Consider the following 15,807-nt stretch of genomic DNA (forward strand, 5'->3'; position numbering starts at 1 on the left):
TTGGCTCCTTTCAGATGCTGTGCAGAACCGGATTGTCGCTGGAGATGTGGGCCTCGACATAGGGGCGCTGCCACTCCAGGAAGGTTTCCGGGCTGTTGGTCAAGCCCTCCGCCTGCAACTCTTCCACGATTCTTGCACAGATGGACTCCACAAGCTTGGTGACGCGTTCGGCGGCCGGCCGGGCTCCCTTGCCGCCCTCGCCGAAGCCTTGCCCTCCGTAGCAGGCAGCCGATGCCAGGCGCAGGATGTCCTCCAGCTGCTCGGTCAGGTCGGCCAGCCTGGTGGCCATTCGTGCGCTCAGCCGCCGCAGGGCCGCGAAGGTCCACTTGTAATAGGGCAGATACCCGACGGTCAGCGGATTGTTGATCAGGAAGATCAGGGAGGCGCAGGCCTTGATGAATTCGTTGATTGACAGCATGGCTGCAGCCCCGTCGCCCCGCTGCAGGCTCCGAGGCAGGTTGTACTGGCCAGCCTGGGCGATCATGCCCAGCCGGCGGGAGATTAGGCAGAAGCGCACATCGTCGGGCATGGCCTTGAACCCCTGCCGGGTGGCCAGCATCTGTCCCAAAGGATCGGCGAAAATCCTGCCATTGGTGGCAGCCGCCAGCGTGGCCTCGTCCAGGAGCAGCCACTCGTGTGGGTGATCTTCCGGGGGAGCCTGACGGTAGCCGGTCAGGGATTCGAAGAAGGCGCCGATCTCGAAGACGCCCACGCGGCGGTTGGCTCCCTTGGCTCTGACGCTGTCGGTTCTCGAACCGAACCCCATGAATTCGGTGGGCAGGGCCTCGTAGTCCTTCTGCAGCTGGTCGCCGATGGCCCGATAATCCTCGCTGGTCAGCCACAGGCAGAAGCCGGGGCCGAAATCATGATCCCGGGAGATGGCATCGTCAAAGCCGTAGCAGTCCGATCCATGGCCCATCAGGCCTACGGCGATCCGGCCGCTATATTGGGGGTAGCGTTCCTCCAGCATGGGACGGCCCACCTGCTCCCAGTAGGCCTTGGCCAGGTCCAATCCCTGAATATCCGGATGGGAGCCATGCCGATCGTTGTCACTGCTGTGATTTCTGGCCGGGGTCCGATCTGAGCTGGCTTTCGGCTGGCTGGATGCTGCTTCGTCGGCCTGCTTGGATTGGTCCTTGTCCCCGGCTTCTTCGGCGGCGGCCTGGGCCTGGTCCAGATTGGCCTTGGTGATCTGGTAATAGTCGCTGCCCTTGCCGTACCGGTCCTCGATGATGGCCAGGGCCCTTCGGTAGGTGTCCGCCGACTGGCCGAAGCGCCCGGTCATGTAGCAGACCTGGGCAAAGCCAGCCAGGGCCGAGGCATAGTGTGCGCTATTTTCCAGGTGGCCGGTTCGATAGATGTCCAGGGCTGTGCGGGCCTGGTCCCAGGCCTCTCGCAGAGCCTGCGGATTGTCCTTGCGTTGCATGAGCAGGAGGGCAAGATTGGTGTGGGTGGAGGCCAGATCCAGATCCCGGGAAGGATCAGTACTGGAAGTCTCCAGGATGTCCATGGCCTGGCGCAGCTCCTGCTCGGCCTGGTCGGGCCGGTCGGTTTCGCTGTAGAGCATGGACAGGTTGTTGTGCAGGGCGGCCAGCCGCCGGTCCTTGGGCCCAAGGGTTTTGGCTGCGGAGGCAAGCGCCTGCCGGTAGAGGTCTTCGGCCTGGTCGTACTTCTTGGCCGCCCGCAGACCTGTGGCCGCATTGATCAGGGTGGTCGTCCAGGCCTCGGACCCCTCGATGCGCATGCGCGAGGCCAGTTCGATGGCGCGCTGGATCATCCACATATTCTCCCGGTGGCGGCCCTGGGACCGGTAGAAGCCCATGGTTTCGTTCAGCACGGTCAGCAGTCCGGCGTCGTCGCCCGCATTCTCCGCATCCACCAGCGCCTGCTGCAGGTAGGGTTCGGCCTGATCACGGGCCTTGCCGGCGTTGAAGATGGCATCCAGTCCGTCCAGGAAGGCTTGGGTGCCGAAGCTGCCGTCCGGTTGCATGTAGGACTGTTGAGGCTCTTTCGGCTTGCTGTCCTGCCAACCGACCTCGTCCATGTGGCCTCCGCTCGTCATCAATGATGGAATCGTGATGCACGCGATTATACGATGCGTCGATTATTCATATCCATTCTACGGCTTGAACTTCTGCGGGGAACTGCGGGTCCGGGTCGGTTTGCTCACAGTCAGTGACATCGGTTATCCGTGGACGAAGAGTAATCGGTTTCGTAATCTAGCGGGATAAGCAATGACGTCAAAGGCGGAAACGACGGTTTGTCCAAATGGTGTCGCGATTTCCTGAATATCCATAAAACGCTGCAATGACAATGAAAAATAAAGTGCTGAGCCTGTCGTGATTGGCATTTTTGCCAAGCGTCTGCTTGCACAATCGCGACGAATGGTATAAGACTTTGAGTAACCGGTTACGCAATCGTTGTCGTACAAGGAGGTATTGCAGCACCATGAATCTCGATTCAGTTGTGCAGGCCCTGGACCATGGTTTCAATTGGTTCATAGGTCTGGGCGGCGCGGCCATGATGTTCTTCATCATCACCCTGTTGTCGCTGGCCTTCGGCGTCAAACTGTCCAAGGCGTTTGAAGGCGGTTTGAGAATGGCCATGGCCCTGACCGGCATGAGTGCGGTCATTGGGCTGTTGACCAACACCTTCAGTCCGGCTCTCAAGGCTTTCGTGCGTTATACCGGCCTTCAGCTGTCGGTCACGGATCTGGGCTGGGCACCCATCGCCGTCATTACCTGGAGCTCGTTGTACACGCTCTATTTCGCTCTTATCTGCATCGTGACCAACCTGGTCATGCTGGCCTTGAAACTCACCAACACCCTGAACGTCGATCTGTTCAACATCTGGAATGTATCCATACTCGGCCTTCTCATCAACTGGAGCGCCGGCGGGAACTTCTTCCTCATGTCCGTTTTCGTGGTCTTCATCTACGCCTTGATGCTCTTCAACGCTGATGCCATGAAGCCCACCATTGATGATCTGCTTGGCTACGATCAGGACAACATCACCACCACGGCTCACCCTGCCCTGCTTGTGACTCCAGTGGTTGTCCTCCTCGATCGTCTGATCAGCAAGGTCCTGCCTTTCATCGATCGGTTCGACTTCGATGCCGAGACCCTGAACAAGAAGATCGGATTCCTGGGAAGCAAGGGGGCCATAGGCGCATATTTGGGCGTATTCGTGGGTCTTCTGGGTCGCCAGGATGCCGCCCATATCTGCGCACTGGCATTCTCCTCCGGTGTCTGCCTGGAGCTTTTCGGAGTCGTAGGGGACTGGTTCGCTCCCGCTATCGGTCCCCTATCCCAGGGGGTCACCTCTTTCATGGAGCGTCGCATGAAGGGACGCAAGCTGTATATCGCCATTGATTGGCCCATCCTGGCATCCCGGGCCGAACTCTGGGCTGTGGCCAACATCCTGGCTCCCATCCTGCTCCTGATTGCCATGATTCTTCCCGGCAATTCGGTATTGCCTCTCGGAGGGATCATCCTCACCGTACTGGCGCCCTCGCTCCTTATCGGAGCCAGGGGCAAGGTGGTGAGAATGACCCTGATAGGAACCATCATGATTCCCCTCTTCCTTTGGGCCGCAAGCCTGATATCGCCCTTCCTGACCCAGACTTCGAAGGCCATGGGAGTCTTCCCCGCCGGGCTGGGCAAGAACGAGATGTTCTCGGCCGTGGATTCAGATCCGCTGGAGAAGATGCTGGCCATGCTGATCGGCAATGCGGTTCGTACCCTCGATTTGAAAACCATCGGTCTGGCTCTGCTGGCTCTGCTGGCTTACATTGCACTTTTTGCCTGGTATATCAGGAGGCTTCGCAGGGAGGCGGCGACAGGAATCAGTGTCGGTTCGGTTGCTGTTGACCAGCTCGATGCCGACCCAAGGGCTGGTTCGGTTGCCACACAGAGTGGAGTCGCCGCAGCCGAGGAAACTTCATCACCTTCTTTGCCTCCTGCCGGCAGGCGCTCAGGCGAGCCGGAAGGAGCTGGAGTCGGGGGTGATACCTCCGGTCTATAGAAGTCCTGGAAACCTCGCTGAAATCACGTCTCCGGTTTAACCTGAAGTAACCGGTTAGGCCCAGGGAATCCATCCCATGCAGGGCCCTCCATCGCAAAGATATAAGGATCGACTGATGGTGACGATTAGGGATATTGCGGAGCTGAGCGGTGTTTCCACAGCAACCGTGTCGCGCATTCTCAACAAGAAAGGAGGGGCCAGCGATGCGACGGTAAGCAAGGTCAACGCCATAGTCAAAAAGCTTGGATATCAGCCGAACTTCGTGGCAAGGACCCTGTCCGAGCAGTCATCGGATTTGGTCGCTCTCTTGGTTCCCGACCTGGGCAATCCCTACTTTGCTGATTTGTCAGGGAGGATAGAACAGGCCGCAGACCGGCGAGGACTCCATATATATCTATGCAACAGCAGGGATGAACGCGATAAGGTCAATTATTATCTGCGGTTTATGGAGGGCATCCGAGTCCGCGGGGCCATCATCAGCTCCTTGTTTGTTGATGAAGAAGATCTGACCAAGCTCAACAACCTGGGAATCTTCACGCTCACGATGGACCGGGCATGTTTCTCGCATCCGTATTCGGCCTTATATGTGGACCACCGAGCGGGAGGGTACAAGGCCACCAGGTATCTGATCCAACAGGGTTCCTGCAGTCATCTCATGTTCATATCGGGACCTGAGCAGGAAAAAAGCTCTGAGGATCGGTATGCCGGGTACCTGAAGGCGATCACCGAGGCAGGGGCCAAGCCGGTTGCCAAACTGACGACTTCCTTCTCCCTGGCCGGCGGATACCAGGCAGCAAAGGGTTTCCTGGAGGATCACCCGGGGTCTGTGGATGGCATCTTCTGCTCTGATGACATTCTGGCCATCGGAGCCATGAGAGCCTGTACCGACCTGGGAATCCGGATACCCCGGGATATGCGGGTCTTTGGCTATGACGACATTGAACTGGCTGAATATTCCGTGCCGCGTCTGAGCACGGTCAATCAGCTTCCCGAGGACATAGGCGAGCAAATCATGGATTTGTTCGAAAGCACAGTGTCCAGCAAGGGGAAGCCGCAGAAACGTTCAATCGAACCGCACCTTGTCATTCGTGACAGCTCACAGACAAGGGGCGCGTAAATAGGAGATGTAATGCTGGAAATAGGGCCATCGCTCATGTGCGCCGATCTGGGCAATCTGGAACGTGATGTCAGGGAGCTCGATGCGGCGGGTGTTGATTTCTACCATATCGATGTGATGGACGGATCGTTCGTTCCGAACTTCACCCTTGGTCCCGACTTCGTACACAAGGTGCGGGCCATTACCGACAAGCCGCTGGATCTGCACATGATGGTGGAGCGGCCGGAACGCTATATTGACATGTTCGCTCTGGCCGGGGCTTCCGGAATCGCCATTCATGCAGAGTCCACCAGAAACCTGCAGGGGACTCTGACGGCAATCCATAAGGCAGGTCTCAAGGCCGGTGTGGCCATCAGTCCGGCCACGCCGCTGGACGTGTTGGACTACGTATACGACGTCACGGATTATGTGATTCTGATGACGGTCAATCCCGGCTTCGCAGGGCAGCGATTCATCGAGCCCATGTACGGCAAAATCAGTGATTTGGCCGATCGAATCCGCAACAGAGGCATGAATATCCCCATTGAGGTGGATGGGAACATCGGCCGGCAGACCATTCCTGAATGTGTGCGCAGAGGAGCCACCAGATTCATCGGAGGCACCAGCGCCATATTCCGCGAAGGCCGCAGCCTGGCTGAGAATGTCCGTGCCACGCGCGAACTCTTCAAGGAGGCGGTGGGCCCGCAAGAGGTCTGACATCCGTTTCTTGTTCTCGATCGGTTACTGATGAGCCGATTATTGTGCATCAGCATGCTTGCCGACTGAGCCCAAACCAGTTGTAAAACACATCACACGCTAAGGCCGAGAGCCGCTGCGTGAGGCGAAGCCTTGCCTGATAGCGGCAAATTCATACCTATTTTGAGGAGATTATCATGCATTATGACGTCATAGTACTGGGCAGCATCAATCTGGATGTCAAGGCCCTGGTGACCAGCTATCCCAGACGCGGGGATACGGCAACAGCAAGGAGCATCACCATGCTGCCGGGCGGGAAGGGTTCGAATCAGGCCGTGGCTGCAGCCAAGTTGGGAGGCAAGGTGGCCATGCTGGGCGCGGTCGGTGAGGACGGCGCAGGCAAGCAGATGCTTGACAATTTAAGCGATTGGGGAGTCGATACCCAGTTCGTCATGCGCAATGGCAATGAGGGGACCGGAACATTCATCGTCCAGGTCGATCAGACCTCCGAGAACACCATGGTGGGAACCCTTGGCGCCAATGACACCATCACGGCCGCAGAAGTGGATACAGCCTTGGATCAGATGGAGGCTCCGGTTCTGCTTATGCAGCTGGAGACCAGTCGCGAGTCCGTTCTGGCTGCTTTGAAGGCCGGCAGACGCAAGGGCATGTACATCATCCTTGATCCCGCTCCGGCTGACGGCTTCTTTCCCGAGGCGCTCGCCTATGCTGATTGTGTCACGCCCAACCAGCAGGAGACCGAGCGGATCACCGGTATTCATGTGACCGACAAGGTGGAGGCGGTCAAGGCTGCCAAAGCCATAGGCGGCATGGGGCCGAAGACCGTCATCGTCAAGCTGGGTGCCGATGGGAGCGTGGTTTTGCATGAGGGGGAGATCTACGAAATCGACTCAGTCAAGGTCCACGCACTGGACTCCGTCTGTGCCGGTGATGTGTTTGCCGGCGCCCTTGCGGTCAACTATGCCCAGCATGGGGATTTTCTGAAGGCGGTGAATTTTGCCAACAAGGCGGCCGCCATCAAGGTCAGTCGTGTGGGCAACCATCAGGTCTTCCCCACCTTGGCCGATATGAGCTGACCGAAGTCAAGCACAGCTGCATGCAGTTTGACGAGTAATCACCCGCAGTGAAAAATGCGGTAAGACAATTAAGAGGGATAAGGAAGAGGCCGGCATTATCTGCCGGCCTCTTATCGCATTTGTCGGGGTAGGGGGATTTGAACCCCCGGCCTCTTCGTCCCGAACGAAGCGCGCTACCAAGCTGCGCTATACCCCGTGACAACGTTCTATATAGTACACGTACCGTCGGCCAAACGCCATCGTCTGCGCGGCGCGACCGCTCAACCGCTTGCCGGTCGACGGTACCCGGGGCCAAGTACCGGCTCATGCGTAAAATAGCAGTTTATGAATGACTCATCGGAAGAAACCCCTCGTCTGACTACGGTCGAGCGTGCTCAGGCGCTGCTCGACCAGGATATGGCCATCACGGAGAAGATCGATCAGGGCGCCCAGTTGGATGACGCCATTGATCCCGGCAACCTGACGGACAGCGCTGAAGGCCATCCCGAACAGGTGCGCATGCGTGTGGCCAAGAGGGCTCTCATGCTCAAGGAGGGCATTGAGCCCTACCCGGTCCATCTGGATGTGACCAATCGCATTGAGGATGTGCGCCGTAAGTATCAGGACCGCCTTGAGCCTGGCCAGGAGACCGAGGATGTGGTTGGCATCGCCGGCAGGGTCCTATTCCTGCGCAACGGCGGCGGCCTCTGCTTCGTCCAGCTGGCGGCAGGCGACGGCACGCGCATCCAGGGCATGGTTTCCAAGCGTGAGATCGGCGCTGATTCTCTCAAGCGCTTCAAGCAGTTGGTCGACTTGGGCGACCACCTCTACCTGCGTGGCCGTGTGGTCGCCTCCAAGACCGGGGAACTCTCCGTCTTCGCCACTGAGTGGAACATCGCGGCCAAGGCCCTGCAGCCCCTGCCCGCCCTTCACAAGGAACTGACCGAGGAACAGCGCACCCGCAAGCCCTACCTGGCCATGATCGCCGATGAGGATGTGCGGGCCATGGTCCGCCGCCGTTCCAAGGCCGTCTCCTCCCTGAGGCGTACCTTCGAGGACCACGACTTCATGGAGGTCGAGACCCCCATGCTTCAGACCGTGCATGGCGGCGCCGCGGCCCGGCCATTCACCACGCATATGAACGCCTTCGACATCGACCTCTACCTGCGCATCGCCCCTGAGCTCTTCCTCAAGCGCTGCCTGGTCGGCGGCATTGAGCGGGTCTTCGAGATCAACCGCGACTTTCGCAATGAGGGCGTGGATGCCACCCATGCCCCGGAGTTCACCATGCTGGAGGCCTATCAGGCCTACGGCACCTATGACACCATCGGAGAGCTGACCAAGGAGCTGATTCAGAAGGCGGCCATGGCCACGGCAGGTTCGCTGACGGTGACCCTGAAGGATGGCAGCCAATACGACTTCGGCGGCGATTGGCGTCAGATCAGCATGTATGAGTCCCTTTCCGAATCCCTGGGCGAGGAGATCACCCCGCAGACCAGCGTGGACCATCTCCGGACCATTGCTGACAAACTGGGCCTGGAGGAGGAGCCGGCCGAGAACCACGGCAAGCTGGTCGAGCACCTCTGGGAGCACTTCTGGCAGGACAAGCTGTACGAGCCGACCTTCGTGCGTGATTTTCCGGTCGAGACCTCGCCCCTGGTCAAGGCCCACCGCACCAAGCCGGGCGTGGTCGAGAAGTGGGACCTTTACGTGCGCGGGTTCGAACTGGCCACGGGCTATTCGGAGCTCAACGATCCGGTGGTCCAGCGGCAGCGGTTCGTCGAGCAGGCCAAGATGGCCAGCCGCGGCGATGTCGAGGCCATGGACATTGACGAGGACTTCCTTGAGGCCCTGGGCGTGGGCATGCCTCCCGCAGGCGGCATGGGCATGGGCATCGATCGTCTGCTGATCGCCCTTACCGGTGCATCCATCCGCGAGACCATCACCTTCCCCCTGGTCAAGCCGCTGGTCTGAGATAACAGGGGAGGGACGGTCATGAATATCAGGCTTTGGATGGATGGTATGCGTCCCAGGACGCTGCCTGCATCGGTGGCGCCTGTCTGCGTGGGCGCTTCGGCTGCAGTCCTGGAGCGGTCACGGCTGTTGGAACAGTGCACCAGCTCCTGCTCGCCCACGCCTGCCGACCCTGCCCTGCAGGCGGCCACGCCGGGACGGCTGGCTCTGATCGTGGTCTTGTTGGTCCTGCTCGCCCTGTCCATGCAGATCGCAGCCAACTTCGCCAACGACTACGCCGATGGTGTTCGCGGCACCGACTCCGGCCGTGGAGGCGAGGAGGCCGCCTCCGGCAGGCCCAGACGTCTGGTGGCCGCCGGCGTGCCACCCAGGAAGGTGCTGTACGCCACCATGATCTCGGCGGCCTTCACCTGTCTGATGGGTCTGGCCGTCATGGCATTGACCGGTCACTGGTGGATGATCCTGGTCGGGGTCTGCTGCCTGGTCGCCGGCTGGTGTTACGTGGGTGGCCCGCATCCATATGGCTACCACGGGCTGGGCGAGGTCAGCGTATTCATCTTCTTCGGTCTGGTGGCCACCCTGGGCACCGAGTATTTTCTCATTAATAGGGTTGATACCGCCGGTATCCTGGGTGCCTGCGTCTGCGGGCTCAATGCCGTGGGCCTGCTCATGCTCAACAATTACCGGGACCTGGATGACGACCGCCGATCCGGCAAGCACACATATGCGGTTCTGGTGGGGGCGCGCGCAGCGGCTATTTCCATTTACCTGGTCTACATCCTGAGCCTGGTTCTGGGTCTGATCCAGTTCGTCCCGGCTGTCATGAGGCGTGGCCTGCCCGGCTTCCCTCTTGTGCTGGTCCTCCTGCCTGTGGCCGCTGTCTTTCTGCTGATCTGTCGAGCCTTTGCCCGTGGCCAGGTGCCCAAGGCCTTCGGCATGGCAGGCAAGGGTACCCTGGTCTCCGCCCTATGCTGGTCGGCGGGCCTGCTCCTGCAGCTGTGAAAATCCTGATACCCTCATAAGAAGGCAGTCCGACTTTCGAGCGATTTGGTGGATAATCAGGCAATCATGTTCATCACACTTCGGGAATACAAGGACGCACTGCGGCCCTCGGCCCTGCTCTGCTCGCCCACGCCGGTGCTGATCGGCACGGCGGTGGCCCTCCGGCAGCTGTTCAACCAAGGGCTGGGTCCGGGTGCGCGCTTCTGGCTGATCGCCCTCCTATGCTGTCTGACGGCTGTGTTCATCCACAGCACCTGCAATCTGGCCAATGACTACTTTGACGGCATCAGAGGTACTGACGAAGGCCGCAGCAGCCTTTCGGGCGCCGGCGCTGACGGCTCGGTGCCCGATCTGCCTAGACGTGGGGTGGCCGGTGGTGTGGAACCTCGCAAGGTCCTGCTGTCCGCCTATCTCAACATCCTTATGGCCTGCCTGTCCGGACTGATCCTCTGCTGGGTGACCGGCCACTGGTGGATGATCCTGGTTGGCATCTTCTGTCTGCTGGGAGCCTGGTTTTACACGGGAGGCAAACACCCTTACGGCTATAGGGCCATGGGCGAGCTGAGCATCATGATCTTCTTCGGCCTGGTGGGTGTGCTGGCCACCCAGTACCTGGAGACCGGCGGCATCGACCGCCATGGCTTCATCGGCGCTTTGGTTGGCGGTCTTATCTGCATTCCCGTTCTGGAGATCAACAACTATCGGGACATCGATGCGGATCCTCTGGCCGGCAAGTACACGCTGTCTTCATTCATCGGAGCCAAAGGCACGCTGATTCTGATGGGGTCCTGCTATGCCCTGGCTGTGATTCTGGGCGTGTTCGAGTCGTGGTCCCTGTCCGGCGGCTCCCTTGCGGACGCCTGGCCCCGCCTGCTCTGCCTGCTGCCCGTCCTGGCCCTGGCCATCGCCACCACAGTAGCCAGCTGTCGGAAGCGGTTCAGCAAGGCGTTCGCGCTATCGGGCTATACGGATCTGCTGACAGGGTTCTGCTGGCTGGGTGTCTGCCTGCTCTGAGTGGCCGCTCTACAGGGGGAGCCGTAGGTCCGCCAAACAGTCCCTCTTAGGTCTTAGAATTTTCACTATGACCTACAAACTAGTATTGCTCAGGCACGGCCAGAGCGCATGGAACAACACCAATCAGTTCACCGGCTGGGTGGACGTCCCGCTGACCGAGCAGGGCGAGCAGGAGGCCCGTAAGGGCGGCAAGCTGCTCAAGGATAAGGGTGTTCTGCCCGACATCGTCTTCACCTCGCTGCTGCGCCGCGCCATCAACACCGCCAACATCGCCCTGGACGAGGCTGACCGCCTTTGGATCCCCGTCAAGCGCGACTGGAGGCTGAACGAGCGTCACTACGGGGCTCTGCAGGGCAAGAACAAGACCGAGATCCGCGAGAAGTACGGCGACGAGAAGTTCATGCTCTGGCGTCGTTCCTATGCCACCCCGCCGCCCGAGATCGATCCTGACGACGAATACTCGCAGTCCCATGACCCTCGGTATGCCGGAGCCCCTGTGCCCCGCGCCGAAGCGCTGGCCAACGTGGTCAAGCGCGTCACCCCCTACTGGGAGAGCGATATTGTTCCTGAGCTCAAGACCGGCAAGACCGTCCTGATTGCCGCCCACGGCAACTCCCTGAGGGCCATCGTCAAGATGCTCGACAACCTGACTGAGGACGAGATCGCCAAGGTCAACATCCCCACGGCCATCCCACTGGTCTACGAGCTGGACGAGAACTTCAAGCCCATCAAGCCTCGCGGCGAGTACCTGGATCCGGAGGCAGCCGCAGCCGGTGCTGCTGCTGTGGCGGCCCAGGGCCAGAAGTGAGATTCCTCGGATAGATCTATCCGATGATGTGAATCGGGCTTTGGATGCAGAGTATCCCAAGCTGATTGGGCGGTGTCTTTCCCCTTTGTGGAAGGCACCGCCTTTCGTATTTATTCCTGGCCGTTGGAGAAGTAAAAAACGGCCCGTCACCTGACTGACGGTCAGGTCACGGGCCGCACGGTTGCCGTTCGTTCAGTCCAGATCGAGGTCGAGGTCCTTGGGATCCTTGGAGGGGTCGAAGCCCGAGACGATGTAGACCACGCGCCGGGCCGCCGAAACGCCATGGTCTCCCAGACGCTCCATGAACCGTGCTACCAGGACCAGGTCGATCAGCTGCTGTCTGGTTCCCTTCCAGTCGTCTGAGAGGGCATAGCCGAATGTCTGCTGATGGAGCTTGTCCATCTGGTCATCGCTGACGATGATCTGTTCGGCTATGGTCGTGTCCCTGTCGGAGAGCATCTCGACCAGACGATCGGCCATGACATCCAGAAAGTCCTGCATCTGTTTGAACAGGGGGATGACCTCGTCGGGCAGGGTCGGTTCGGGATAGGAGCGCCTTGCGGTCTCGGCGATGTGCCTGGCCAGGTCCCCCATGCGTTCAAAGGTCGCCGACAGGCTCAACGTGGAGACCACGACTCGCAGATCAGTGGCCACGGGGCTCTGCTTGGCCAGGAGCCTGATGCATTGATCGATGATGCTGGCCTGGAGGTTGTCTATCTCAGCATCCCCATCGATGACCTCCTGGGCCGTCTCCACGTCGCAGTCCATCAGGGATCGCCCGGCTTTTTTGATGGCATCGCGAACCTTGGCGGCCATCCGATCCAGATCGTCGGCCACCAGCCCCAGCTCCTCGTTGAAAATCACACGCATTGTTCTTCCCTTTCGGCCTCGGTCAACGATATGACTCCAGTCTATGTGACCAGGATGGCAAGAAAAAGTCAGACCCGAAGAATGTCGGGCCTTTGGAGCGCCAATCACTGTCGGATATGCGAGAATAAAGCCGGAACGGCCGATGAGACTTGGTTGATGTAGCAGTGTCCGGGGTCGGCGCCGGACTGGAGGGAAGTCCTTATGAGACGGTTCATGGACCGCCTACGCAGCCTTGTGGGCAACCGAAGCAGGGATGGCGAACAGGCTGATGGCGAGGCTTTGGAGGGCTCGACCCAGGCCTTGTTGGCGCTGATACCCGCCGCTACGGTTGTGGTTGATGGCGATGACGAGGTTGTCCGCTCCAGCCCGGATGCCTACAGGCTGGGAATCGTCAGCAACGACGAGATCTCCAATCCGAGGATCATCGAAGCCATCGCGCAGGTGCGCCGCTCGGGCGGTCGACGCAGCTTTAACCTGATCACTAGAACGCCTACCGAATTTGCTCTGGATGCCGCAGCTGAGAGCAGGGAATCCGATGATTGGGATATTGATGAGGCCGAGGATCCTGGGGATGCGACCCGTGTCCAGGCCCAGGCGGTGTCCAGGAGGAACTGGCTCAAGGTCACCCTGGGTCGCATCGACCAGTCCCTGGTGGTGGTGCTTATCGATGATGTGAGCGATTCGGTCAGGTTTGTTCGGACCAGGGACGCCTTCATGACCAATGTATCCGAGCAGATGCTCAAGCCGGTCCAGGCACTGGAGGAGCTGGCGGCGCAGCTGAAAACCACCTCCCACCTGGAGGGGGATGATCCGGAACTGCTTCGCAGCCACCTGCGCAGCGTCTCCAAGGATGCCTCCTCGGTCCAGCGTTACAGCGCATATCTGGGGCATGTGCTCAAGGATCTTCTTCTGCTGATCCGGGCTCAGGAGCGGATCAAACCCAGCAGGGAGAACGTGCTTGATGTTGCTGAGCAGATACGTGCAGTGGTACGGGATGAGCAGGATAGAGCCGACCAGGCCCATGTGACCCTGCGCTGGCGATGCGACCAGCCACTGACGATTCATGGCGACGGGCAACAGATCAGAGTGGCCCTGGCCAAGCTGGTGGAGAACGCTGTCTCCTATTCGTCTTCGGGCTCTACCGTCTCCCTGGTGGCACAGCCCTCCAAGGATGGGCGCTACGGAATCATCAGGGTGGTCGACCACGGCAGAGGCATATCCAAGGCCGACCAGGGCAGGATCTTCGAGCGCTTCTACCGGGCCGACAACCAGAATGAAGAGACTGCCGTAGGCATCGGTCTGGGGCTGGCCATCGTCAAGCATGTCGCTCTGACCCACCATGGCTCGGTCACTGTCTGGAGCGCGCCGGGAGAGGGGAGCACCTTCACACTGATGCTTCCTCTGGCTCAGGGTCCGGTTGCTGGGCAAGACGGCGATAATCCCAACGATTGAAGTGCTCCCAGATCATCAGCAGAATGCCCACGCCAACCCCGGACAGGCAGACAATCAGGGGCTTGGTGACTGTCATCCCGGTCAGGGCCAGGATGCCCACCACGACCAGAGCCAGAATCCAGGCACCGGTACCGAACAGGAAGATGCGTCGCAGGTCCACCTGCACGGGCCGTGGCGATGGCCTGCGGGCATCCGGGTCGAAAATGGGAGCCAGCTTCATACCCCCACTGTACCGTTCGCAATGACATGCTGCGACCCCCTCGCCTTGCCCATGCTTCGGCCCTTGTCTTATCATGACGGGGATTGGTGGGTTCGTATGCACCGGCCCATGGAGGGATTTCCCGTGGAAAGGGGAGTGCGTGTATCCGATCCAAGCTGTGGAGAAGCACTACGCCTGGGGCTCACATGACCGACTGCAGCGCATGTTCCATCTGCATGAGTCAGTCGAACGCCAGGGGGATACCTTGGCGGAAATGTGGTTCAGCGGGCACACCGAATCCCCCTCGCCTCTGACGCTGCCAGACGGCTCGCTCATGCCGCTGACCGAGGCCATTCGCCGCAATCCCATGGCTATGCTGGGGGAGCGTGACTCCCGCCTCTTCGGTCCCACCCTTCCTTACCTGTTCAAGATAATCTCGGCCCGTATTCCTCTGTCCCTGCAGGTGCATCCGCTGGATTTCGAGGCCCGTGCCGGTTTCAACCGTGAGAATGCCCTGGGGGTGCCTGACGACGATCCCAGCCGCTCCTTTCACGACAGTCTGGCCAAGAACGAGATGGTGGTGGCCTTGGAGCCCTTCCAGGCCTGTGTAGGCTTCGCGACCATCTCCACGCAGCTGACCCTCCTGCGCGCCGTGGATCATCCTCTGGCCGAGCTGATGGCTGAAGCACTGACTGCCCGCACCTTCCACCTGGGTGTTCCTCCGGCCCGCTTCGCCTCTGCTGATGCCATGATGCCGGTCTCCTCCTTGATTTGGCCCGACTCCCGCCGACGTATCTTCCGGGCCTTCCACGCTGCCGTGACTGCCGAGCCGGAGGCGGCCCGAGGCCTGGAGGAAGCCTTGGAGGCTGCTGCCATGCGGCTGCGGTCCAGGCGGGCGGAAGCCGTGCTGGACCATGCCCTGTGTGCCGCCCGGGCCTTTCCGGGTGACCCCGCCGTGCTCTGCTTGCTTATGCTCAATCCCGTGGACCTGGAGGAAGGTGATTCGGTCTATATTCCCGCCGGGACTCCTCACGCATACATCCATGGCACTGCGGCAGAGATCATGACCAACTCCGACAACGTGCTCAGGGCCGGCATGACACCCAAGCATCGGGATATACCCAACCTCCTGCACAGCCTGGACTGCCAGCCTTCGGCTCCTATCGATCCATCCAGCTCCATGATCGCCACCCTGATCATGCACAATATGGTGACCTACCGGCCCAAGATCAACGAATACATGCTGGTCTACGGACATGTGGAGGAGGGTGGCGCCACCTGGCCCTTGCTCAACAGGCTTCAGCAGCGCTATGGAGATCTGATAGAGCGTCTTGGGCCTCGTCACCTGATGATCCCCCGCAGAGGACCGCGCATCATCGTCTGCACTGATGGTCGGATCCGTTGTGCGGCTGCTGGCCAGTCCTGTGTACTGGACCAGGGACAGGCCCTCTTCATTCCCTCCGAGGATGGTCGTGTCGACATCACCATGCCCCAAGATTTCGACGAGGCCGGCGGGTCCTTCCTTTTGGCTTCAACCCCGGTCTGACCTCGCATGAGCCTGGTTCGCTCAGGGTGGACCAGGCAGGGTTCAAAACCG

At 60.1% G+C, this 15,807-nt stretch carries 13 protein-coding genes and 1 tRNA gene; 10 read left to right on the top strand and 4 right to left on the bottom strand.

Annotation, left to right across the window (positions count from 1 at the left end; translation table 11 throughout):
- Positions 1–10: 10 nt before the first annotated feature.
- Positions 11–2,044 (bottom strand): DUF4037 domain-containing protein, encoded by a 2,034-nt coding sequence (locus AACP62_RS01995; RefSeq protein ID WP_425332897.1) that lies wholly within the window; start codon positions 2,042–2,044, stop codon positions 11–13.
- A gap of 404 nt (positions 2,045–2,448) precedes the next feature.
- On the opposite strand from AACP62_RS01995, the gene AACP62_RS02000 reads away from it, so the two are divergent.
- The 4 genes from AACP62_RS02000 (at position 2,449) to AACP62_RS02015 (ending at position 6,912) form a co-directional block, all read left to right on the top strand.
- Positions 2,449–4,023: a PTS transporter subunit IIC gene (locus AACP62_RS02000; protein ID WP_339345977.1), complete on the top strand. Its 1,575-nt coding sequence runs from the start codon at positions 2,449–2,451 to the stop codon at positions 4,021–4,023.
- Between the two features lie 115 nt (positions 4,024–4,138).
- On the top strand, positions 4,139–5,140 hold the full coding sequence (locus AACP62_RS02005) for a LacI family DNA-binding transcriptional regulator (RefSeq protein WP_339345978.1): 1,002 nt from the start codon (positions 4,139–4,141) through the stop codon (positions 5,138–5,140).
- 12 nt (positions 5,141–5,152) lie between these two features.
- The gene (gene rpe, locus AACP62_RS02010; protein ID WP_045935676.1) at positions 5,153–5,836 is read left to right on the top strand and encodes a ribulose-phosphate 3-epimerase; all 684 of its coding nucleotides are present in this window, start codon (positions 5,153–5,155) and stop codon (positions 5,834–5,836) included.
- A 176-nt stretch (positions 5,837–6,012) separates the two neighbouring features.
- Positions 6,013–6,912 carry a ribokinase gene (locus tag AACP62_RS02015; RefSeq protein WP_339345983.1) on the top strand — a complete coding sequence of 300 codons (900 nt, stop codon included), beginning with the start codon at positions 6,013–6,015 and terminating at the stop codon, positions 6,910–6,912.
- A 122-nt stretch (positions 6,913–7,034) separates the two neighbouring features.
- Here AACP62_RS02015 and AACP62_RS02020 read toward each other — a convergent pair.
- Positions 7,035–7,108: transfer RNA gene (locus AACP62_RS02020), tRNA-Pro, on the bottom strand.
- A 128-nt stretch (positions 7,109–7,236) separates the two neighbouring features.
- Between AACP62_RS02020 and lysS the strand changes: the two genes are divergently transcribed.
- The 4 genes from lysS to AACP62_RS02040 all read left to right on the top strand — a co-directional run bounded on the left by lysS (position 7,237) and on the right by AACP62_RS02040 (position 11,689).
- Complete coding sequence (lysS, locus tag AACP62_RS02025; RefSeq protein WP_339345985.1) at positions 7,237–8,865, top strand: lysine--tRNA ligase; 1,629 nt, start codon at positions 7,237–7,239, stop codon at positions 8,863–8,865.
- Between the two features lie 21 nt (positions 8,866–8,886).
- Positions 8,887–9,867: a 1,4-dihydroxy-2-naphthoate octaprenyltransferase gene (gene menA, locus AACP62_RS02030; RefSeq protein WP_339345986.1), complete on the top strand. Its 981-nt coding sequence runs from the start codon at positions 8,887–8,889 to the stop codon at positions 9,865–9,867.
- A gap of 66 nt (positions 9,868–9,933) precedes the next feature.
- On the top strand, positions 9,934–10,881 hold the full coding sequence (menA, locus tag AACP62_RS02035; RefSeq protein WP_339345988.1) for a 1,4-dihydroxy-2-naphthoate octaprenyltransferase: 948 nt from the start codon (positions 9,934–9,936) through the stop codon (positions 10,879–10,881).
- A gap of 67 nt (positions 10,882–10,948) precedes the next feature.
- The gene (locus tag AACP62_RS02040; protein ID WP_024626731.1) at positions 10,949–11,689 is read left to right on the top strand and encodes a phosphoglyceromutase; all 741 of its coding nucleotides are present in this window, start codon (positions 10,949–10,951) and stop codon (positions 11,687–11,689) included.
- A gap of 192 nt (positions 11,690–11,881) precedes the next feature.
- Here AACP62_RS02040 and phoU read toward each other — a convergent pair whose 3' ends face one another.
- Positions 11,882–12,559, bottom strand: a complete 678-nt coding sequence (gene phoU, locus AACP62_RS02045) for a phosphate signaling complex protein PhoU (protein WP_198180375.1) — start codon at positions 12,557–12,559, stop codon at positions 11,882–11,884.
- Positions 12,560–12,760: 201 nt separating this feature from the next.
- Between phoU and AACP62_RS02050 the strand changes: the two genes are divergently transcribed.
- On the top strand, positions 12,761–14,011 hold the full coding sequence (locus AACP62_RS02050; protein ID WP_339345989.1) for a sensor histidine kinase: 1,251 nt from the start codon (positions 12,761–12,763) through the stop codon (positions 14,009–14,011).
- On the opposite strand, the gene AACP62_RS02055 is transcribed toward AACP62_RS02050, so the two are convergent.
- Positions 13,944–14,231 carry a hypothetical protein gene (locus AACP62_RS02055; protein ID WP_045935671.1) on the bottom strand — a complete coding sequence of 96 codons (288 nt, stop codon included), beginning with the start codon at positions 14,229–14,231 and terminating at the stop codon, positions 13,944–13,946. The genes AACP62_RS02050 and AACP62_RS02055 overlap by 68 nt on opposite strands.
- Positions 14,232–14,370: 139 nt before the next feature.
- Here AACP62_RS02055 and manA point away from each other — a divergent pair, with 139 nt between their 5' ends.
- Complete coding sequence (manA, locus tag AACP62_RS02060) at positions 14,371–15,756, top strand: mannose-6-phosphate isomerase, class I (RefSeq protein ID WP_029678746.1); 1,386 nt, start codon at positions 14,371–14,373, stop codon at positions 15,754–15,756.
- Positions 15,757–15,807 lie beyond the last annotated feature (51 nt).

It is taken from the genome of Bifidobacterium apis, from assembly GCF_036986835.1.
GTDB lineage: Bacteria > Actinomycetota > Actinomycetes > Actinomycetales > Bifidobacteriaceae > Bombiscardovia > Bombiscardovia apis_A.